This window comes from Nocardiopsis trehalosi NBRC 14201 (genome assembly GCF_001552555.1).
GTDB lineage: Bacteria > Actinomycetota > Actinomycetes > Streptosporangiales > Streptosporangiaceae > Nocardiopsis_B > Nocardiopsis_B trehalosi.
In genome coordinates this window covers 1-20,206 of record NZ_BCRK01000114.1, presented here as the reverse complement: position 1 = coordinate 20,206, position 20,206 = coordinate 1, and the positions used below count along the sequence as shown (strand labels likewise).

The following is a 20,206-nucleotide window of genomic DNA, read 5'->3' as shown; positions in this document are numbered from 1 at the left end:
ATCCGGCCTCCGCGGAACTCTCCCGCGCAGGCGCTCATCGGTACCCGTCCACCAGGTTCAGGCGGACCGCCGGGCGAACCGGCACTCTCCACGCGGACCGGCGTCGTCGCCGGCCCTCGGTGCATGAGACCTTCCCCGACGATAGGCCGTTCACCCGTCTCCAACTCCCCGCAGCGCCGCCGTGTTCCGGGTACGCCGCAAGCGAACGGCCCGCACCTCCCCTGATCTGGGAGGACGCGGGCCGTCCGGGGTCGTCGGTGTGGTGTGCTGTGAGCGAACAGCGGTGGGCGGGCACGGCCCGCCGGGCCGGGGTGCGGCCGTCGGCCATGGACGCGCGGATATCCCGGGGTCCGGGACCTCCGCGCGGCCACCCCGCGCATGCGGGCGGGCGGGCCGGGGTCAGCGCTGAGCGGCCTCGTACTCGGCCACGATCGCGGCCGGGATGCGCCCGCGCTCGTTGACCTGCTTGCCCGCGGCCTTGGCCCACGCGCGGATCTCGGCGCTGCGCTCGCGGCTCGGCGCGTTGCGCTGCGGCCGGGTCCGCCCCGCGCCGCGCCCGCCCTTGGCGGGCGCCTTGCGCGCGGCCTCGACGAACGGCGCGAGGGCCTCGCGCAGCTTGGAGGCGTTCTCGGAACTGAGGTCGATCTCGTAAGCGGAGCCGTCGACCCCGAACGAAACCGTCTGGTCGGCCTCGCCGCCATCGAGATCGTCGACGAGAAGCACCTGGACCTTTTGCGCCATAGATACAAACCTTTCAGCAGAGCGGTGCGGCGGCACCTGAATATAAAGCTATCCGGAGCGAAGGAGAAAGACAATTCTCGGGAGGTCAAAAAATCATCCGAGGGTATGCCCTGCCCCGCCCGGAGCTAAATCAACGCGCCACGCCGGTTAGACGGCCGGCCCCGCCAGAGGGCGGATGCGGCCGGCCGTTACAACACGGTGGACCTCATTCGACGGCTATGCGGAGCGCGGCCCGTCGTCCTGGACATCCACCGCGGAACCCTCCGCACCCTTTGCCCCGTCTTCCGCTGCAACGACATCGGTCCCGCCCTGGCGCGCCGTTCCGGCGGTGGGGGCGTCGCGGCCCGGGGCCGCGTCGGCCTCGCTGACCAGGCGGCCGTCCGACGTCCTCGGCGCCATCTCCTTGCGGAGAAGCTGGACGACGAACGTGCAGAACACCGCCGCGACGACGGCCGGGGGGATCAGCGCCGAAAGAACATCACCCATCAAGCGCACACCCCTTCGTTGTTGTTACTTCATGCAGCAATTACCCCACCCGGAGGTGGCCGTCGGCCGATGCCCGGGAGCAGGCGGGACGCGGCGCCGCGCGCACACGCGCGACCACCGACATCGGCGTGGTCTCCGACATCATAGACACCTTTCACCCGCCTCCGGACCCCGCCCCGACCCCGCGCGCCTTTCCAACGCGCGGGAAAGCCCTACCACTTAAGGCGTAGCGCCTCCGAGCGGACCGCGCGATCTCGCTTAGCGGCGGCCGACCGCAACCGAATCGCCGCGGAAAGGACGACGCTTCGTAGCCGGGCCGACCGGTTTCGCGCTGTGCGGACCGAACGGATCTGCGCGGTGCCAACACCGGCACCCGTAAGAGGACTTCCCCGAGTTCAGCCCCGCAATCGCCACATTACCCGTCCGTATACCGTACTCCCGCACCGGGCACCATATGCGGGCGCGGGCCGCGCACACCGCGGGAGGGTGGCATCCTGGCACGGGTCGAGTCGTGCGGGACGCGCGGCGAACAGCATCGGGTATCCGGCGCGGGCAAGGGCGGCACGTCCCGCCCCGCCGGGACATTGGGAGGGCCGTCGGTGGAGTTCCACGCAGATCTGCATATCCACTCCAAGTACTCGCGGGCGTGCAGCAGGGATTGCGACCTGGAACACCTCGCCTGGTGGGCGGCCCGCAAGGGCATAGCGCTCGTGGGAACGGGTGATTTCACTCACCCCGCCTGGCGCGAGGAGTTGCGCGCCAATCTCGTGCCCGCCGAGCCCGGTCTGTTCCGGCTCCGCCCGGAAATCGAGGAGCGGGTGCTGCGCACCCTGCCGCCCGCGTGTCGGAAACCCACGCGGTTCCTGCTGTCGGTGGAGATATCCACCATCTATAAACGGGGGGACCGCACCCGAAAGGTCCATCATTTGCTCTACGCCCCGTCCATGGACGCGGCGGAGGCGATCACGGCGGACCTCGCGCGCATCGGCAACCTCGCCTCCGACGGGCGCCCGATCCTCGGCCTCGACTCCCGGGACCTGCTGGAGATCACCCTCGCCAGCGACCCCGGCTCCTACCTGGTGCCCGCCCACGTGTGGACCCCGTGGTTCGCGGTCCTCGGCTCCAAGTCCGGGTTCGACGCGGTCGCCGACTGCTACGCCGACCTCGCCGACCACGTCTTCGCCGTGGAGACCGGCCTGTCGAGCGACCCGGAGATGAACTGGACCGTCTCCTCGCTCGACCGCTACACCCTGGTCAGCAACTCCGACGCGCACTCCCCGCCGATGCTCGCCCGCGAGGCCACACGCTTCGACACCGACCTCGACTACTTCGCGGTCCGCCGCGCGCTGGAGACCGGCGCGGGGTTCGGCGGCACGGTCGAGTTCTTCCCCGAGGAGGGCAAGTACCACTCCGACGGCCACCGCAAGTGCGGCGTGCGGTTCGACCCGCACGAGACCCGGGCGCACGGCGGCCGCTGCCCCGTGTGCGGCCGCCCGGTCACCGTGGGCGTGGGGCACCGGATCAGCGCCCTGGCCGACCGCGACCTCGGCTACCGGCCGCCGGGCGCGGCCGGGTTCACCAGCCTGGTGCCGCTGCCGGAGATCGTCAGCGAGATCGTCGGCGTCGGCCCCAAGAGCAAGCGGGTGCAGGGCGAGGTCGCCCGGCTGGTGGCCGCGCTCGGCCCCGAACTGGACATCCTGCGGACCGTTCCGGCCGAGGACGTCGCCGCGGCCGGCGGCACCCTGCTCGGCGAGGCCGTCACCCGGCTGCGCCGCGGCGAGGTGGTGCGCGACGCCGGCTACGACGGCGTGTACGGCACCATCCGGATGTTCCGCCCCGAGGAGCTGGCCCGGTCCGCCGGCGCCGCCCCCACCCTGTTCGACGCGCACGGCGCCGACGCGGTCCCGTCGTCCGGCTCCGGCAAGGGGGGCGAGCCCGCGGCGGCGGCGCCCGCTCCGGCGGCGCCGGCCGCCGCCGACCGGCCGTCCCCCGCCGGCCGGACACCCGTCGAGCCGGTGCTGTTCCCCGACGCCCCGGCCGAACCGGCCCGCCCCCAGGGGCTGCTCGACGGGCTCGACCCCGAGCAGCGCGCCGCCGCCGAGGTCCCTGGCGGTCCGCTGCTCATCGTCGCCGGCCCCGGAACGGGCAAGACCCGCACCGTGACCCGCCGCATCGCGCACCTGGTCGCCGAGCGGGGCGTCCCAGCGGCGGAGTGCCTGGCCATCACCTTCACCCGGCGCGCCGCCGAGGAGTTGCGGGAGCGGCTGGCCGACCTGCTGGGCGACCGCGCCGACGAGCTGACCGTCACCACCTTCCACGGCCTGGGCCTGCTGATCCTGCGCGAGCTGCACGCGGCGGCCGGGCTGTCGGCGGAGTTCGGGGTGGCCGACGCCGCCCGGCAGGCCGAGGTCGCCGCCGAGACCGCCGGGTCGGAGCGCGCGGGCCGGGCGGTGCTGGCCGCCCGCGACACCGCCTCCGGCGCCGACCCCTCCCCGGAGGAGGCCGCCTACCTGCGCCGCCTGCGCGAACTGGACCTGGTGGACTTCGCGGACCTGGTGGCGCTGCCGGTGCGGCTGCTCGGCGCGGACCCCGAACTGGCCCGCCGGTACCGCGAGCGGTGGCGGTGGATCAGCGTCGACGAGTACCAGGACGTCGACGAGGCCCAGTACGCGCTGCTGCGCCTGCTCGCGGGCCCCGACGGCAACCTGACCGCGATCGGCGACCCGGACCAGGCCATCTACGGGTTCCGCGGCGCCGACGTCGGGTTCTTCCTCCGCTTCACCGAGGACCACCCCGGCGCGGCCACCGTCCGGCTGCACCGCAACTACCGGTCCAACGCCACGATCGTGTCCGCCGCGTCGCAGGCCATCGCGCCGGCCTCCCTGGTCCCCGGCCGGGAGCTGCGCGCGGTCGGCGACTTCGCCGACCCGCCGCGCATCGGCGTGCACGTGGCCGCCGACGAGCGGGCCGAGGCGTCGTTCGCGGCCCGGGCGATCGACCGGCTGCTGGGCGGCACGTCCTGGCACTCCCTCGACAGCGGGCGCGTCACCGACGACGGCGACGGCGGGCTCTCCTTCGGCGACATCTGCGTGCTCTACCGGACCGACGCGCAGAGCGAGGTGGTGATGAGCGCGTTCGACACCGCGGGGGTGCCCTACCAGAAGCGGTCGCACGACCGGCTGCTCGCCCGCCCCGCTGTGCGGCTGCTCGCCGCCGAGCTGCCGCACCACCCCGGTGGGGAGGTCGCCGACCGGGTGCGCGCGGCGGCCGCGGCGCTGGCCGACCGGTACGCGGGCGACGACGCCCGGGTGACCGACGTGCGGACGGCCGCCGAGCTGGTGCGGCCGCTGGCCGGCCGGTGCGGCGCCGACCTCGACCGGTTCCTCGGCGAGCTGGCGGTGGGCGCCGAGGTCGACGCGCTCGACCCGCGCGCCGACCGGGTGGCGCTGCTGACCCTGCACGCCGCGAAGGGGCTGGAGTTCCCGGTGGTGTTCCTGGTGGGCTGCGACGACGGCCTGCTGCCGTTCCGGCTGCCGGGCGAGCCCGCCGGGGCCGACGACGCCGAGGAGCGGCGGCTGTTCTTCGTCGGGCTCACGCGGGCCCGGCACCGGCTCTACCTGTCGCGGGCGCGGCGGCGGACCCGGCGCGGCACAGCGGTCGACACGGCGCCGTCGCCGTTCCTGGCCGACATCGACCCCGGGCTGACCATGCCGGTGGACGAGGAGACCGCGGCGCGGCGGCGGCCGAAGGACCGGCAGTTGCGGCTGCTGTGAGCGGGCGGGCGCCCGGCGCGTCACGGCGCGCCGGGCGGCTCCAGGTGCACGAGCATGCGGGTGTTGCCGAGGGTGTTGGGCTTGACCCGGTCGAGGCCGAGGAACTCGGCGACGCCCTCGTCGTAGGAGCGCAGCAACTCCTCGTAGACGCGCGGCGACACCGGGGCGCCCTGGATGGGCCGGAAGCCGTGCCGGGCGAAGAACGCGGTCTCGAACGTCAGGCAGAACACGCGGCGGACGCCGAGGTCGCGGGCGCGGTCGAGCAGGTCGGCCACGATCCGGTGGCCGACGCCGCGGCCCTTGCACGCGGGGTCGACCGCCACCGTGCGGACCTCGGCGAGGTCCTCCCACAGGACGTGCAGGGCGCCGCAGCCGACCACGGTGGCGGAGTCGCCCTCGCCGAGTTCGGCGACGCAGAACTCCTGCACGTCCTCGTACAGGTGGACGGTGCTTTTGGCGAGCACGCGGCGCTCGGCGCTGTAGGTGTCCATCAGGCGGCGGATGTGCACGACGTCGCCGGTGCGGGCGCGGCGGACGGTGAGCGCGTGAGCGTGCTGCATGGGAGCCCAGGCTACTGGCCGGACGGGGTGGCGCGGGGACGCGGGTGGGGACGCGCGGGGGGTGCCCCGCCGTGGTGCTGCCGGCGGGACACCCGGGGGGTCGGGATCAGATGAGCTGCTTGCGGGCGGCCCAGACGACCGCCTCGATGGGGGTGTTCACGCCGAGCTGGTCGCAGATCGCGCGGAGCCGGCGGCGCAGGGTGCGCGCGCTGAGTTCGAGCCGCCGGGCGGCGACGTCCGTGGTCACGCCGGTGGCGATTTCCGCCAGCAGCTGGAGTTCATCGTCGGTCAAGTTGACCGGAAGGCTCTGCCCTCCGTCAGATGCCGGTGCCGGGGCCGGGACCATGCTCTCGCGCAGCAGCGGGACGCCCGGGTCCTTCACGGCACGACGTACGAGTGTGGCCTGTTCCACTCCGTCCTCCCTCATCCGTGGTGAGTGCGGAACAACAACTCGTCGCCGCAGCGGATGGGGCGGAAGGGAGGCGCGGGCCTCTCGACACGGGCGCCCGGGTTCTCTCCGCGGCCGGCCACCGGTCGCCGGTGCGGTCGTCTCCCTGGCACAGAGGCGGTCGCACAGCGCGGGTGGGAGGCCACGGACCCGAGGGCGTCGATCTGGGACGGACAGATCGCGCGGGGGCGCACATGGCGAAGGATGGAAGAAGCCGCCGAAGCCGTGCTCAGCCATCCTCACTCACCGTCATGTAGTTCCACTACGGCAAACACGCGGATTTCTCCGCTCGCTTCGAAACGCTAAGCGGATGCGTACAGGTCGTCAAGGTCGATTCCGCGACAGCGGGTGACCGAGCGGTACGGGTGCGTCATGGTGCGGGAATGCAGGAAACTTCAATCCAGGTATTGACCTGCGGTAACCATCTTTCCGACACGGGGCGCGGCGACCCCGCACCGCGTCCCGGAGTATTCAGAAAGTGACCATGAAGACAGTGCCCGTGGCCTGCGGATTCGCCGGAGTGGGCAATATCACGATCCGACAACATCGGGGCGCCCGCTGATCACTCCGGCTTCACCAGCGGGAACAGAACGGTTTCCCGGATGTTCTTCCCGGTGAACGCCATGAGCAGGCGGTCGACGCCCACGCCGACCCCGCCGCTGGGCGGCATGCCGTACTCCAGGGCGCGCAGGAAGTCCTCGTCGAGCTGCATGGCCTCGGGGTCGCCGCCGGACGCCAGCAGCGACTGCTCGGTGAGGCGGCGCCGCTGCTCGACCGGGTCGACCAGCTCGGAGTAGCCGGTGCCCAGCTCCATGCCGAACCCGATGAGGTCCCACTTCTCGGTGAGCAGCGGGTCGTCGCGGTGCTGCCGGGTGAGCGGGCTGGTCTCGACCGGGTAGTCGCGCACGAACGTCGGCTGCACGAGGGTGTCCTCGACCAGCTCCTCGAAGAGGTGCTCGACCAGCTTGCCCGGCCCCCAGTCGGGGCTCCACTCGACGCCGCGGCGGTCGGCCAGCTTGCGCACGTCCTCGACGGGCGTGCGCGGGGTGACCTCCTCGCCCAGGGCCTCGGACACCGCCCCGTAGAGGGTGACCTGCGGCCACGCGCCGCCGAGGTCGACCTCGACGCCGTCGCGCTCGACCACGGTGGAGCCGAACACGGCCCGCGCGGCCCCCTGGATCAGCTCGCGCGTGGTGTCGGCCATGTCGTCGTAGTCGGCGTAGGCGCGGTAGAACTCCAGCATCGTGAACTCGGGGTTGTGCGTGGAGTCGGCGCCCTCGTTGCGGAAGTTCCGGTTGATCTCGAAGACCCGCTCGATGCCGCCGACCACGAGCCGCTTCAGGTACAGCTCGGGCGCGATGCGCAGGTACAGGTCGAGGTCGTAGGCGTTGATGTGGGTGGTGAACGGGCGCGCGGTGGCGCCGCCGTGCACCTGCTGCAGCATCGGGGTCTCGACCTCGATGTAGCCGAGGTCGGTCAGGCCGGTGCGCAGCGACCGCACGGCGGCGGCGCGGCGGCGCACCATGTCGCGCGCCTCGGGGTTGACGATGAGGTCGACGTAGCGCTGCCGGACCCGCGCCTCGGGGTCGGTGAGGCCCTTGTGCTTGTCGGGCAGCGGGCGCAGGCACTTGGCGGTCAGCGTCCAGGAGTCGACCATGACCGACAGCTCGCCGCGGCGCGAGGTGATGACCTCGCCCTCGACGCCGACGTGGTCGCCCAGGTCGATGTCGGCCTTCCAGGACGCCAGGGACTCGGCGCCCAGCCGGTCGAGCGAGAGCATGACCTGGAGATCGCCGGAGTCGTCGCGCAGCGTGGCGAAGCAGAGTTTCCCGCCGGTGCGGTACAGCATCACCCGGCCGGCGATCCCCACCCGCTCGCCGGTGGCGGTGTCGGGCGCCAGGTCGCCGTGGGCGGCCCGGACGGCGCCGATGGCGGTGGTCCGGGGGAACCCGACGGGGAAGGGGTCGATCCCCTGCTCCCGGAGCCGGTCCAGCTTCTCGCGCCGGACCCGCATCTGCTCGGGCAGGTCGTCATAGGAATCGTCCAGCACATCGCTCACGGACCCGATCCTATCGGCGCCGCGACCCCGTGGTGGACGGACGATCCGGCGCCCGCCCCGGTCAGGCGGTGTTGCGCTGGAACACCAGGCGCAGACCGATCAGGGTGAGCCACGGCTCGTGCACGTCGACGGTCTCGCACTCGTCCACCACCAGGGGCGCCAGCCCGCCGGTGGCCACCACGGTGACGGAGTCGACGTCGTCGGTGAGCTCCTGGGCCATGCGGTCGACGATGCCGTCGACCTGCCCGGCGAAGCCGTAGACGATGCCGGAGCGCAGCGCCTCGGTGGTGTTCTTCGCGATGGCCGCGCGCGGCTTGACGATCTCGACCATGTGCAGCTGGGCGCCGCGCCGCGACAGCGCCTCGACCGAGATGTCGATGCCGGGCGCGATGGCGCCGCCCACGTACTCGCCCTTCACGCTCACCGCGTCGAAGGTGGTGGCGGTGCCGAAGTCGACCACCACGCACGGCCCGCCGTAGAGCTGCACCGCCGCCAGCGCGTTGATGATGCGGTCGCTGCCGACCTCCTTGGGGTTGTCCATGCGCACGGGCACCCCCGTCTTGACCCCCGGCTCCACGATGACGGCGGTGACGTCGCCGAAGTGCCGGCGGAACATCTCGCGCATCTCGTGCTGCACCGACGGCACCGAGCAGCACATGGCGATGCCGTCGACGTCGCCGACGCCCATGAGCGCGCTGCCGCCGATGAGCCCCTGGAGCACCACCGCCCACTCGTCGGCGGTGCGCCGCGCCTCGGTGGCGACTCTCCAGTGCTCCATCAGGTCCTCTCCGTCGAAGAGGCCGAAGACGGTGTGGGAGTTGCCGACGTCGATCGCGAGCAGCATCAGGGAGTCTCCAGGGGCGTGGCGGGGTCAGTGGGTCGCGCGGAGGTCCAGGGCGATGTCCAGCGCGGGGCTGGAGTGGGTGAGGGCTCCCACCGCAAGATAGTCGACCCCGGTCGCCGCCACCTCCGAAGCGGAGGAAAGCGTCAACCCCCCGCTCGACTCCAGCCGGGCCCGCCCCGCGACCAGCGCCACCGCGCGGCGCAGGTCCCCGGGGGTGAAGTTGTCGAGCAGGATCTCCTCGGCACCGGCCTTGAGCGCGGGCTCGATCTGGTCGATCCGGTCGACCTCGACCTCCAGCGGCAGGCCCGGGTAGGCGCGGCGCACCGCGGTGACCGCCTCGGCGACCCCGCCGGCCGCGATCACGTGGTTGTCCTTGATGAGCGCCGCGTCGGACAGCCCGAACCGGTGGTTGACCCCGCCGCCGCAGCGCACCGCGTACTTCTCCAGCGCGCGCAGCCCCGGGTGGGTCTTGCGGCTGTCGCGCACCCGCGCGCCGGTGCCCGCGACGGCGTCGACCCACGCCGCGGTGGCGGTGGCGATGCCCGACAGGTGGGTCAGCAGGTTGAGGGCGGTGCGCTCGGCGGTGAGCAGGTCGCGGGTGCGGGCCGTGGCGGTCATCAGCACCTCGCCGCGGCGCACCCGGGTGCCGTCGGCGGTGTGCCGCTCGACCTGCACGGCGCCGTCGGCCACCAGCCAGAACACGAGTTCGGCCAGCGGGAGGCCCGCCACGACGCCGTCGGCGCGGGCGACCACGTCGGCGGTGCTGAGCTGGCCGGCGGGCACGGTGGCGGCGGTGGTGACGTCCACCCCGGCGCCGCGGCCCAGGTCCTCGCGCAGGGCCGTGCGCACCAGTCCCACCGCCGCGGCGGCAGGCCCGCCGCCGTCCGCGGTGGCGGCCTCGGGCAGGGCGGCGGCGAGTTCGGCGGCGAGCCCCTCGGGCGCGGCCGGGCGGGCGGGGGCCGGGCGGACCCGGACCCGGCCCTCGGCGTCGAGTCCGCCGAGCGCGGTCCCGCCGGGGCCGGCCGGGTCGGCGGCGTGCTCGGGGTGGTCGGCCCGCCAGTGGGCGCCGCGGCTCTCGCGGCGGGCCTCGGCGTGCGCGACGACCAGGCTCGCCACGGTGAGCAGGTTGGTGGCCTCCCACGCCGCGATCCCCGGCAGCGAGGTGCCGGTGCGGGCCAGCCGGTCGAGGACGGCGCCGGCGCGGAGCAGCCCGGTCCCGTCGCGGACCACCCCGGCGTAGCGCGACATGGCGGCGCGCAGCTCGGGCACCACGGCCGGGTCGGCCAGGCCCTGCGGGCGGGGGTCGTCGGCGAGGCCGGCCGGCGCGGCGGGGGGCGCCTCCTCGGCGAGCCGGCGGGCGATCCGGTCGGCGAACACCAGGCCCTCCAGCAGCGAGTTGGACGCCAGCCGGTTGGCGCCGTGCACGCCCGTGCAGGCGGCCTCGCCGACCGCGAACAGCCCGGGCACCGACGACGCGCCCCCCAGGTCGGTGCGGATGCCGCCGGAGGCGTAATGGGCGGCGGGCACCACGGGGATGGGTTCGGTCACCGGGTCGACGCCGTGCTCGCGGCAGGTGGCGAGGATGGTGGGGAAGCGCCGCTCCCAGGTCGCGGCGCCGAAGTGCCGGGCGTCGAGCAGGACGTGGTCGGCGCCGGTGTCGGCCATGGCGCGGGCGATGGCGCGGGCCACGACGTCGCGCGGCGCCAGGTCGGCCAGCTCGTGCTCGCCCGCCATGAACCGGCGGCCGCGGGTGTCGACCAGGAACGCGCCCTCGCCGCGCACGGCCTCCGACACCAGCGGCTGCTGGCCGCGCGCGTCGGCGCCCAGCCACAGCGCCGTGGGGTGGAACTGGACGTACTCCAGGTCCTGGACGTCGGCCCCGGCGCGCACCGCCAGCGCCACCCCGTCGCCGGTGGACACCGGCGGGTTGGTGGTGGCGGCGAAGACCTGCCCGATGCCGCCCGTCGCGACGACCACGGCGCCCGCGCGCACCGCGCCCACGCCGTCACGCCGCCCCTCGCCCATGACGTGCAGGGTGACCCCGGCGACGCGGGGCGGGCCGCCGGCGGAGGGGGCGAGCAGCGCGTCGAGGGCGAGCGCGTGCTCGATGACCTCGATGCGCGGCTCGGCCGCGACGGCGGCGACCAGCGCCCGCTGGATCTCGGCGCCGGTGGCGTCGCCGCCGGCGTGCGCGATGCGGTCGGCCCGGTGGCCGCCCTCGCGGGTGAGCGCCAGCCCGCCGTCGGCGCCCCGGTCGAAGCGGGCGCCCGCGGCGAGCAGGCGGCGCACCGCGTCGGGGCCCTCGGTGGCGAGGACGTGCACGGCGCGCGGGTCGCACCCGCCGTCGCCCGCGGTGAGGGTGTCGACCATGTGCGCCACCGGGCGGTCGCCCGGCCCCAGCGCGGCGGCGATCCCGCCCTGAGCCCACTGCGTCGACCCGGTCGAGAGCACGTCCTTGGTGACGATCACGACGCGGCCGTCCGGCACGCGGCCGGTGTAGGCGAGCGCCGTGCTCAGCCCGGCCACGCCGGAGCCGATGACGACGACGTCGGCCTCGGCGGCCCAGCCGGGCTCGGGCGCGGTGAGGCGGAGCGGAAGCGGGGAGGTTGTGGCGCTCACCGTGTGGTTCTCCCTGGTACGGGTCGGTTCGCTGGGGTTCACAGCGTGAGCGGCACGTTATCAATCAGCCTCGTGGTGCCCACGAACGCGGCCACCAGGAGCACGGCGTCGCCCCGGAACGACGCCGGGACCTCGGCGAACGTCTGCGCGTCGACCAGGGCGAGGTAGTCGAGCCGCACCGGCGGTTCGGCGCGGGCCGCCTCGTCGAGCACGGCGCGGGCGGCGCTGAGGATGCCCACCGGCCCGGTGACGGAGGCGTCGGCGCCCGCGAGCAGCGCGCGCGACAGGGCGAGGGCGCTGGCGCGCTCCTCGGCGGACAGGTAGGCGTTGCGGCTGGAGGACGCCAGGCCGTCGGGGTCGCGCCGGGTGGGCACGCCGGCGATGGTGACGCCCATGCCGAGGTCGCGGACCATGCGGCGGACCACGGCGAGCTGCTGGGCGTCCTTCTGGCCGAAGACGGCGAGGTCGGGGCGGACCATGTGGAACAGCTTGGCGACGACGGTCAGGACGCCCTCGAAGAACCCCGGGCGCGACGCCCCCTCCAGCACGGAGCCCATGGCGCCGGGGTGGACGGTGACGATCTGCTCGCCCGGGTACATGGTCTCGACGGCGGGCGCGTAGACGACGTCGACACCCTCCTCGGCGCAGACGGCGAGGTCGGCGTCGAGCCGGCGCGGGTACCGGTCGTAGTCCTCGTCCGGTCCGAACTGGAGCGGGTTGACGAAGATGCTGACGACGACGGCGTCGGCTCGGCCGCGCGCCGCCGCGAAGAGCGTGCGGTGCCCGTTGTGCAGGGCACCCATCGTGGGCACCAGGGCGGTCCGGCCGAGGCCGGACCGGACGCGGGCCAGCTCCTCGGGGGTACGGACCACGATCGGCGCCGTGGGCGCGGGTGCGGTGGGGTCGGTCACGGGTGTCCTCCGTCGATGGGGGTGGCGGGTCACGCCTGGAGGACGTCCAGCAGGCGTTCGGCGTCGTGCGGCTTGAGCAGGCCGGCGGCCAGCGCGCGGTCGGCGGTCAGCCGGGCCAGCGCGACGTAGGCGGGCACGCTCTCGGGGGAGTGCACGCGCAGTTCGGCGATGTGGGCGGCGACGGTGCGGGTGTCGCCGCGCAGGACGGGTCCGCTGAGGCCGTCCATGCCGAGCCGCAGGGCGTTGTCGAGCGCGGCGCCCAGCAGCGGGGCGAGCATCCGCCCGGGTGCCTCGACCCCGGCGGCGCCGAGCAGGGCGGCGCTCTCGGCGACGAGGGTGACCAGGTGGTTGGCGCCGCCGGCGAGCGCCGCGTGGTAGAGCGCGCGGTGCTCCTCGGCGATCCAGACGGGTTCGGCGCCCATCTCGACGACCAGGGCCTCGGCGATCGGCCGCAGCACGTCGGGCGCGGTGACGCCGAACGTGCAGTTGGGCAGGCGGGCGAGGTCCTCGTCGCGGCCGGTGAAGGTCATGACCGGGTGCAGCGCGAGGGGGAGGGCGCCGGCGGCCGTGGCGGGCGCCAGCACGCCGTAGCCGTGGCTGCCGCTGGTGTGCACGAGGAAGGTGCCGGCGACGTCGGCGCCGGTCTCGACCAGGCCGCCGACGAGGGGTTCGAGGGCGTCGTCGGGGACGGTGAGCAGGACGAGGTCGGCGGCCTCGACCACGGCGGCGGGGTCGGCCGTGCGGGCGCCGGGCAGCCGGTCGGCGGCGCGCGACCGCGACGCCTCGGAGACCGCCGCGACGGCCGTCACGCGGTGTCCGGCGCGTTCGAGCGCGGCGCCGAGGACGGAGCCGACGCGGCCGGGGCCGATCACCCCCACGTTCAGCCGTGCGGGCCGCCGGGCGGGTTCGGAGAGTTCCATCGCACCTATTCCAGTCCACGGGTGGGTACCGGACGTCGTGCGGTCAGCTTACTGTCCGTCGTGATCAGGACGGCAGAGGGGCGCGGCGGAACCGGCGGGGGTCCCGGGGCGGCGTATGGGGGGGGGCGGGCGGCGGGTCCGGGCCGGGAAAGGCGGCCGGCGCCGGCCCCGAAGGGTCGGCGCCGGCCCCTCTCCGCGGTGCGCATCCGCGGTGAGGGGGGTCGGGCTCGGTATACCGAAGGCGGCCGGGGTCGGGCCGTCAGTTGTCGACGACGATGACGCCCGTGTTGATGAAGCAGCCGGCCTCGGCGTGACCGGCGTTCGCGGTGGCGTTGCCGCAGCCCTCGTTCTCGGTCTCGGCGTCGATGTAGGAGTGGTTTCCGGCGAACGCCGAGCCGTGGCCGGAGACTGCCACGTTGTCGTCGGCGAACGCGGGGGTGCCCGTGAACAGGATCCCGGCGGAGGCGGCGGCGACGGCACCAGTGGCGAGGGTCTTCTTCAGCACTTGCGATCTCCTTTGCGGGCCGGACGGGGGGAACCGACCAGCCATCGGTGAGGGTTACCGCGTGAGCACCTGCTGTGCTCACCTCCGGTCTACCCCTCGGACCCGGCCCTTCGACCCCTTCCGAACTGCGGAAATCACGTGCGGACGCGCACTCGTCACACAGGGCGACAGGAATTGTCGGACTTGCCGCTCGGTACTTCTCGGACCTGCGGGGCCTATGTGACCCAGGACACATATGGGGTACCGCATTCCAGTCGTCCCGTATCCCACGTTCCGGCACGCCGGGCGCGCCGATGCCCAGCGGGCCGGGTCTTCCCGCCATGGAGGGGGACGGCCGATCCCCACGCCGCACGGGCCGGGGAGGTCCCGCCATGGAGAGCGGCGGCCGGCCTCACGCCGGGCGGGCCGACGCCGCGCGACCCGGGGAGATCCCGCCCTGGAGAGGAACGGCCGGTCCCCACGCCGCGCGACCCGAGACCCGCAACCCGGGGACGCCCCGCCATAGGGCGAGCGGGTCGACCCCGGTGGGACGCCGGACACGATGAGGCCGGCGCCGCCCCTGGTGGGGTGGCGCCGGCCGGGTACCGCGGCGCGCGCTCACCGCGCGCGGGGCGTTCAGTCCTTCGTGACGGCGCCGGACTTGTCGCAGTCCGCGCCGGCCACACCCAGGACGGCGATGGCGTTGCCGCAGACGTTGATCGGCACGTCGAGGTCGGCGACGATCTGGTTGCCGCCGAGGATGCTGCCGTTGCCGGACGTCGTGATGTCGTCGCCGGCGTACGCGGGCGAACCGGCGAGGAGCAGCCCGGCAGCGGCGGCTGCGACGGCACCGGCGGCGAAAGTCTTCTTCAGCACAGCGATTCCCCTCATCGTTCCGGGCGGGAGACCACCCGGCGTCTCTGTGTTACAGGTTGGACACTCTTCGTGTCCGGACTCCATTCAGCCACACCCGACCCACCCGTCACGCGAGTTTCGGGAACATGAGAATCTCCGGGAAATCTTCAATCGCCCGATGTGCGGTGCCATATCCGGACATGAGACGTCGAACATCAGCCCTGATCACCGCGCATCGTGACATACGCCATAGCGCGTCCACCCCTTCGGCGTGTCTCTCGAAGCCGGGACGCGGCCACGGGGTCCCGCCATCGCCGCCCTCCCAACGGGAACCCGGCCCGCCCGGGGCACGGCCGCACCGGAAGCGCGCGGCGAGGACGGACCGGTCGGCAACCACCGGAAGGCACCACGCGGCCACCCGAACAGGCCCCATCCGCACGCACCGGGACGCCGTACGGGCGGGCCGGGCCGAGGGCACCGGGGCGCCGCGCCGCCGCTATCGGGCCCGCTACGCAGGGCGGGTCCGGACGCGGGGTCAGGTGCGGGGCGGCTCGGCGCGGGTGGCCCACCGCTCGGGCCCCACCGTGCTGGACCGGGCGGCGTGCCCGTAGCGGGCGATCCCGTCCACGATGCGCCGGGCCTCGGCGAGGTCCCGGTTGGCGGCGCGGGCGCGGATGGGCCCGGGCGGGGTGTCGGCGTCGACGGAGGCCACCCCGCGCCACCGGGCGATCGGCCCGGCGGTCATGCGGATGCTCTGCGCCCGCGCGTGCGGCACGACCTCCACGATCCGGCAGAGCCGGCCGCGCCGGACGACGAACAGCCGCTCGTCCACCCCCAGGGCGTCGGCGGCCGACCATCCCTTCACCGCTGGGTGGAGGAGCACCCGCGAGGCGTTGGTCCCGGGGACCACCTCGTCGATGAGCGCGAACGCGAGCGCGCGCGGCACCACCGGGAGCAGGATCGAGGAGTCCATCTGCCGCTCGCCGACATAGCCCGCGACGTTGGCCTCCACGCGCACCACGCCCAGGGACCGCCACAGCAGCGGCTCGACGATCCGCACCGCCTGCACGCGGCCGGGCGGGACCGTCTGCATTCGGGCCTGAAAGGCGCCGTAGCGCAGCCGCAGCCCGTCCGGGGACAGCGAGGCGTAGAAGTCGGTGTAGCGCATGAGCGGGCCGATGAAGCCGCGCAGCAGGCCCAGCAGCAGCGGGACCGCGCCGCCGAGCACGCCCAGCTCGAACGTCGCGACCCCTGCGGCGAGGAGCAGCAGGAACAGCGCGAACGCGCCGAGGACCGGCAGCCGGAAGGCGAGCGCCCCCAGTAGCAGGCCGAACGGGAGCCGGTAGAACGGCCACTCGGGTGCCTCGGGGGTGCGCCCGGACAGCCCGGCGGCGTGCGCGAGCAGGGCCGCGCGGAGCCGTTCGGCCGTGCCCCGGCTCAGGTAGCGCAACCGGATCTCGCTGGAGTCGCCGCCGGCCAGCTCGACGCGCAGCTCCGCCAGGCCGAGCACCTGCATCAGCAGCGGGCGGACCACGTCGACCGCCTGGAGGCGGCTGAGGGGGATCTCCCGCGAGATGCGCCGGACCAGCCCGCTGTGCACGACGAGGTGGTCGTCGCGCAGGCCGAAGGAGGAGTTCCACCAGGACAGCAGCGCGTACGCGGTGGTACCGCACGCGACGGCGACCATCATCAGGAAGAGCCAGCCGAACCCGAACCCGATGAGCAGCGGGCCGGGCATGGCCAGGAAGACGACGGTGACCAGGAGCACCTGGAACGGCACGGTCGCCCAGTGGGTGCGGTGCGCGCCCCGGGTGACGTCGGGTTCGGGGCGGGGTGGAGGCGGCGGGGCCGGCGGCGGCGGTCCCATGTAGGGCACTCCGGGTCCCCCGCCCGCGACGGGCGGCGGGAGGAAGCGGACCTGACCGCCGGGCCCCCCGGGCGGGGCCGGTCGGCCGCCGCCGAACTGGCCGGATGGGTGGCCGGATGCGTGGCCGGCTGGGTAGCCGGGCGGGTGGCCGGGTGCGTGGGCGGCTGGGTAACCGGGCGGGTGGCCGCCTGGTGGCGTCGCGCCACCTCCCGCACCGCCGGACGGGTACCCGCCCGTGGGTGCGTACCCGCCGGGCATCGCGTGGGCACCCGGAACCGCGCCCGGCGCGGGCGGGTAGCCGCCCGGCCCGGCGGGGTACGCGTGCGCCGCCGCGAACCCGTGGGTGCCCGGCCCCGCCGGAACCCCTTGGGCGACCGGGCCGGTCGGGAACGCGTGCGTGGCGGGACCGGCGGGGAACCCCTGACCCGCTGGACCTCCCGAACCTCCCGGACCTCCCGGACTTGCCGGACCCGCCGGAGCGGCGTGGCCGGCCGGGACGGCGCCGGTGGGCGGGCCGTAACCCGAGGCCCCGGGGTACGGCCCGGGAGCACCGCCATGGGAGGAGGCCGCCCCTTCGGGCGGCGGTCCCCCGCCGTTCCCGGCGGATGCCGTGTGCCCGGGACGCGGACCGCCCCCGGCGAGTTCGGCGGAGAACGTGAAGGTCCGGAGGGTGTCGCCCGCGTCAGGGCCCTGCCCGGTCCCAGCGGGACCCACCGCAGAGGCCCGCTCGGCGCCACCATCCCCGTCCGCACCGATGACCCGCGCGACCGACTCGCCCGACCCGCCGGAAGCGTGCGCGTCACCGCCCGCGCTGTCGCCGGCCCCACCCGGCACAGCGCTCCGCGCGACCGGCCTCTCGGCCCCGTGCGCGCCGTCGCCCGCATCATCCCCCGGCCCACCCGGGCCAGCGGCCCGCGCGACCGGCCCGCCCGGCCCACCGATACCGTGCGCGTCACCGCCCGCACCATCCCCGGAACCGACCGGGGCAGCGGGCTCGTGCCCGGAGGCGGCGCCGTCACCGGCACCGCCTCGTGGGCCGCTCTGTGGGCCGCTCTGTGGACCGCCCCGTGGGACCCCCTCCGAGCCGACCGCCCGTGACGCGGCCGCGTCGAATCGGCCCTCCGAACCCGGCGCGGACCCGGACATCCCCTCCCCGGCGGCACCGGGAGAAGCGCCCCCAGCGGCGGCGGACATACCCCCGCCACCGGAACCGGTCCCGGACGCAGCGGCGCCACCGGACGGGCCGCCCCAGGGGGCACCCTCCTGGTCGGCGGCGACCGCATCGCCGGATCGACGGCCCTCCCACTGGGCCCCATACGCCGCGTCACCCCCGGCGTCCCCCGCAGCGTCGCCCGCAGCGGCACCCAAGGCACCGGCAGCCGGAACGCCTCGGGCGCCCCGTCCTGCTTCGGCATCGGACCCGCCGGGGCCGATGCCACCGGCCGCCCCGATCCAGGAACCACCCTCCGGGCCGGGCGGTGGGAAGGCGGGTGCCATCGCGGGGTCGTGGTACGCGCCCGCCGCGTCGCCCGGACCACCCCGCGGCACCGGCCCAGAGGCGGCGAACGGTCCCGGCGCGTACGGTGCGGCGGAGCCACCCGGCGGCACGGGTCCGGCAGCAGGGAACTGCCCCGGCGCGTACGGGGGGCCGGGGAGGTGTCCCGGCGGCGGAGTGGTTGACGGCTGAGGCGCATGTGGCGCCGGAGGCGCGCCCATGTAGACGGGGTGGTGGGCGGAGCCGTTCGGCGGCCGGTACGGGCGGGGCGCGAACGTGCCGTCCGGGCGGGAGCCGCCGCCCGGGTACGGCCCGGGGCCCGCGAGTGTGCTCTCGGCGGGTGCGAATCGGGGCATCCCCGCGCGCGGCGCCGCACCGCTCTCGCCGTCCGTTCCCGTGCCGCCGCGACCGCCCGGTTCCGCCTCGTCCGCGCCGTATGCGGACGCGGCACCGCTCGCGGGAGCCGCGCCGTACACGGAGGCCGCGTCGCTCGCGGCAGCCGTACCACTCGCAGCGGCCGGGTCGTACACCGAAGCCGCACCACCGCTTGGAGCCACACCACTCGCGGAGGTCGAGCCGTACACGGATGCCGCGCCGCTCGCGGGAGTCGCGCTGTTCGCGGAGGCCGCACCGTGGGCGAGCGCCTCAGATCCCGGGACCGCACTGTGGGCGAGAGGGTCGGCGGTGGGTCCGCCGACGAAGCCGTACGCGTCCTCCCGCGAGGCGGCGGGTCCGGGTTCCGTCCCGGCGGCGCCGGCCACTGGCCCGTGGGTCTGGTGCCCGGCCCCGGCCGTCCGCCCGGAAGCGGGGGTTCGAGGTCCGGCCACGGGCGCTCCGCCCCGAGGCGGCTCCGCTTCCGCCGCCGCGCCGCCTCGGCGGCGGCCGATGCGCGGCCGGACGCCGCGCACCCGCGACCACAGCGCCGAGGCCCGGTCACCGATACCGCCGCGTTCCGACGGCGCCTCCGGCTCGGCGGTGCTCCGCTCGGCCGACGCGTCCGGACGTCCCGCGTCGGGCGCGGCGCCGCCGGCCCATCCGGGTCCGTCTCCACCCCGGCCGACCGGGGCGTCCGTTCCCCCGCCATCGATGAAGGAGCCGGAGCCGTCACCGAACGCGGCGTCCGCGCCCCGTCGGTCGGCGGGGTCCGGCCACAGCGGTGCGGCATCACCACGCGCGGAACCGGCCGCCCCGCTCCGGCCATCGGCCGGTGCGTCCCCGAGACCACGCGGTGCATCGCCTCGCCGCGCCGCATCAGCGTCGTGACCATCGAAGCCCTCGTCATGGGCGGCGGCCTCCGGGGCCCGCTCCCCCGCGCCCGGCCACAGCGGTGCGGCACGACCCCGCGCGGAACCGGCCACCCTGCTCCGGCCATCAGCCGGTACGTCCCCAAGACCACGCGGCGCATCACCGCGCCGGACCGCATCGGCCCCGTCACCGTCGAAGAGGTCCTCATGGGCGGGCTCTAGTGTCCGGTCCGCCGCGCCCGGCCACAGCGGTGCGGCTTCCACAGCGTCGTTCCCGTGTTCGACCGCTCCCCCACCGCGCCCATCGGCGGCACCCATCCGGGCACCCTCCTCAGCAGCCGCGCGGCCGGCCACCCCGCTCCGGCCATCGGCCGATGCGTCGCGGAGACCACGTGGGACATCACCACGCCGCACCGCATCAGCGTCGTCGCCGGTGGGGTGCTCGTCGTGGGTGGTGGGCTCAGGGGTCTCGTGGCGTGGGGCTCGGGCTGCGCCGGGCCACAGCGGGGTGGGGTCGCCCGGACCTTCCGGCCCACGGCGGCGCGTCGATCCCGCGGTGCGGTCAGAGCTTTCCGCCGGACCGCCGTCCTGGTCCATGGTGGTGCGTCCCGCGTCGGCGGCGCCGCGCCCGCCGGCAGGCGAACCGGCACCACGGCCCGCCGCCCCGGGGGCCCGGCCCTCCACTGCGGAGCGCGACCTGGCAGCGCCCTCGGGCGGCACCGATCCCTTCCGGGGCGACCTGCGGGCACGGTCCGGATCTCCCACCGCACCGCCAGGGGGGCGGCCGCCGTCCCCGTCGGCCTCGCCCGGCCGGTCGTCCCCCGCCGCGGCCTCCGGCCAGGGCCGGGCCTCCGCACGGGAGCGGCGGGCGGAGGCGTCCCCCGCGCGGTCCTCGCGGCC

Annotated in this window: 15 protein-coding genes; 3 read left to right on the top strand and 12 right to left on the bottom strand. The window is 75.2% G+C overall.

Going from position 1 to position 20,206, the window contains the following annotated elements; genetic code table 11:
* Positions 1-399: 399 nt before the first annotated feature.
* Complete coding sequence (locus NT8_RS18780) at positions 400-741, bottom strand: histone-like nucleoid-structuring protein Lsr2 (protein WP_067971214.1); 342 nt, start codon at positions 739-741, stop codon at positions 400-402.
* A gap of 216 nt (positions 742-957) precedes the next feature.
* The gene (locus tag NT8_RS18775) at positions 958-1,227 is read right to left on the bottom strand and encodes a hypothetical protein (RefSeq protein ID WP_067971220.1); all 270 of its coding nucleotides are present in this window, start codon (positions 1,225-1,227) and stop codon (positions 958-960) included.
* Positions 1,228-1,826: 599 nt separating this feature from the next.
* Here NT8_RS18775 and NT8_RS18770 point away from each other — a divergent pair.
* Entirely contained in the window at positions 1,827-5,000 is a 3,174-nt protein-coding gene (locus tag NT8_RS18770) for a UvrD-helicase domain-containing protein (protein WP_067971211.1), read from the top strand.
* A gap of 20 nt (positions 5,001-5,020) precedes the next feature.
* On the opposite strand, the gene NT8_RS18765 is transcribed toward NT8_RS18770, so the two are convergent.
* The 10 genes from NT8_RS18765 to NT8_RS30930 form a co-directional block, all read right to left on the bottom strand.
* Positions 5,021-5,560 carry an amino-acid N-acetyltransferase gene (locus NT8_RS18765; protein ID WP_067971209.1) on the bottom strand — a complete coding sequence of 180 codons (540 nt, stop codon included), beginning with the start codon at positions 5,558-5,560 and terminating at the stop codon, positions 5,021-5,023.
* Between the two features lie 106 nt (positions 5,561-5,666).
* The gene (locus NT8_RS18760) at positions 5,667-5,972 is read right to left on the bottom strand and encodes a LuxR C-terminal-related transcriptional regulator (RefSeq protein WP_067971218.1); all 306 of its coding nucleotides are present in this window, start codon (positions 5,970-5,972) and stop codon (positions 5,667-5,669) included.
* Positions 5,973-6,570: 598 nt separating this feature from the next.
* Positions 6,571-8,067 carry a bifunctional lysylphosphatidylglycerol synthetase/lysine--tRNA ligase LysX gene (gene lysX, locus NT8_RS18755; RefSeq protein WP_067971208.1) on the bottom strand — a complete coding sequence of 499 codons (1,497 nt, stop codon included), beginning with the start codon at positions 8,065-8,067 and terminating at the stop codon, positions 6,571-6,573.
* A gap of 61 nt (positions 8,068-8,128) precedes the next feature.
* Positions 8,129-8,911 (bottom strand): type III pantothenate kinase, encoded by a 783-nt coding sequence (locus tag NT8_RS18750; protein ID WP_067971206.1) that lies wholly within the window; start codon positions 8,909-8,911, stop codon positions 8,129-8,131.
* A gap of 27 nt (positions 8,912-8,938) precedes the next feature.
* Complete coding sequence (locus tag NT8_RS18745; RefSeq protein ID WP_067971204.1) at positions 8,939-11,530, bottom strand: L-aspartate oxidase; 2,592 nt, start codon at positions 11,528-11,530, stop codon at positions 8,939-8,941.
* 38 nt (positions 11,531-11,568) lie between these two features.
* Positions 11,569-12,441 (bottom strand): pantoate--beta-alanine ligase, encoded by an 873-nt coding sequence (panC, locus tag NT8_RS18740; RefSeq protein WP_067971202.1) that lies wholly within the window; start codon positions 12,439-12,441, stop codon positions 11,569-11,571.
* A 29-nt stretch (positions 12,442-12,470) separates the two neighbouring features.
* Positions 12,471-13,361 (bottom strand): Rossmann-like and DUF2520 domain-containing protein, encoded by an 891-nt coding sequence (locus NT8_RS18735; RefSeq protein WP_067971199.1) that lies wholly within the window; start codon positions 13,359-13,361, stop codon positions 12,471-12,473.
* A gap of 259 nt (positions 13,362-13,620) precedes the next feature.
* Entirely contained in the window at positions 13,621-13,866 is a 246-nt protein-coding gene (locus tag NT8_RS18730) for a hypothetical protein (RefSeq protein ID WP_067971197.1), read from the bottom strand.
* Between the two features lie 615 nt (positions 13,867-14,481).
* Complete coding sequence (locus NT8_RS18725) at positions 14,482-14,721, bottom strand: chaplin family protein (protein ID WP_067971195.1); 240 nt, start codon at positions 14,719-14,721, stop codon at positions 14,482-14,484.
* A 514-nt stretch (positions 14,722-15,235) separates the two neighbouring features.
* Complete coding sequence (locus tag NT8_RS30930) at positions 15,236-16,567, bottom strand: PH domain-containing protein (RefSeq protein WP_067971193.1); 1,332 nt, start codon at positions 16,565-16,567, stop codon at positions 15,236-15,238.
* Between the two features lie 864 nt (positions 16,568-17,431).
* Here NT8_RS30930 and NT8_RS30925 point away from each other — a divergent pair.
* A complete protein-coding gene (locus tag NT8_RS30925; RefSeq protein WP_157515884.1) occupies positions 17,432-17,665 on the top strand; it encodes a hypothetical protein in 234 nt (77 codons plus the stop codon).
* A 1,656-nt stretch (positions 17,666-19,321) separates the two neighbouring features.
* Positions 19,322-19,528 carry a hypothetical protein gene (locus tag NT8_RS18710; protein WP_067971189.1) on the top strand — a complete coding sequence of 69 codons (207 nt, stop codon included), beginning with the start codon at positions 19,322-19,324 and terminating at the stop codon, positions 19,526-19,528.
* Positions 19,529-20,206 lie beyond the last annotated feature (678 nt).

Bases quoted from the DNA above. Each gene is read 5' to 3' on its own strand.
- NT8_RS30930 (WP_067971193.1), bottom strand. From the start codon at position 16,567: ATGGGACCGCCGCCGCCGGCCCCGCCGCCTCCACCCCGCCCCGAACCC.
- NT8_RS18775 (WP_067971220.1), bottom strand. From the start codon at position 1,227: ATGGGTGATGTTCTTTCGGCGCTGATCCCCCCGGCCGTCGTCGCGGCG.
- NT8_RS18765 (WP_067971209.1), bottom strand. From the start codon at position 5,560: ATGCAGCACGCTCACGCGCTCACCGTCCGCCGCGCCCGCACCGGCGAC.
- NT8_RS18780 (WP_067971214.1), bottom strand. From the start codon at position 741: ATGGCGCAAAAGGTCCAGGTGCTTCTCGTCGACGATCTCGATGGCGGC.
- NT8_RS18750 (WP_067971206.1), bottom strand. From the start codon at position 8,911: ATGCTGCTCGCGATCGACGTCGGCAACTCCCACACCGTCTTCGGCCTC.
- NT8_RS18735 (WP_067971199.1), bottom strand. From the start codon at position 13,361: ATGGAACTCTCCGAACCCGCCCGGCGGCCCGCACGGCTGAACGTGGGG.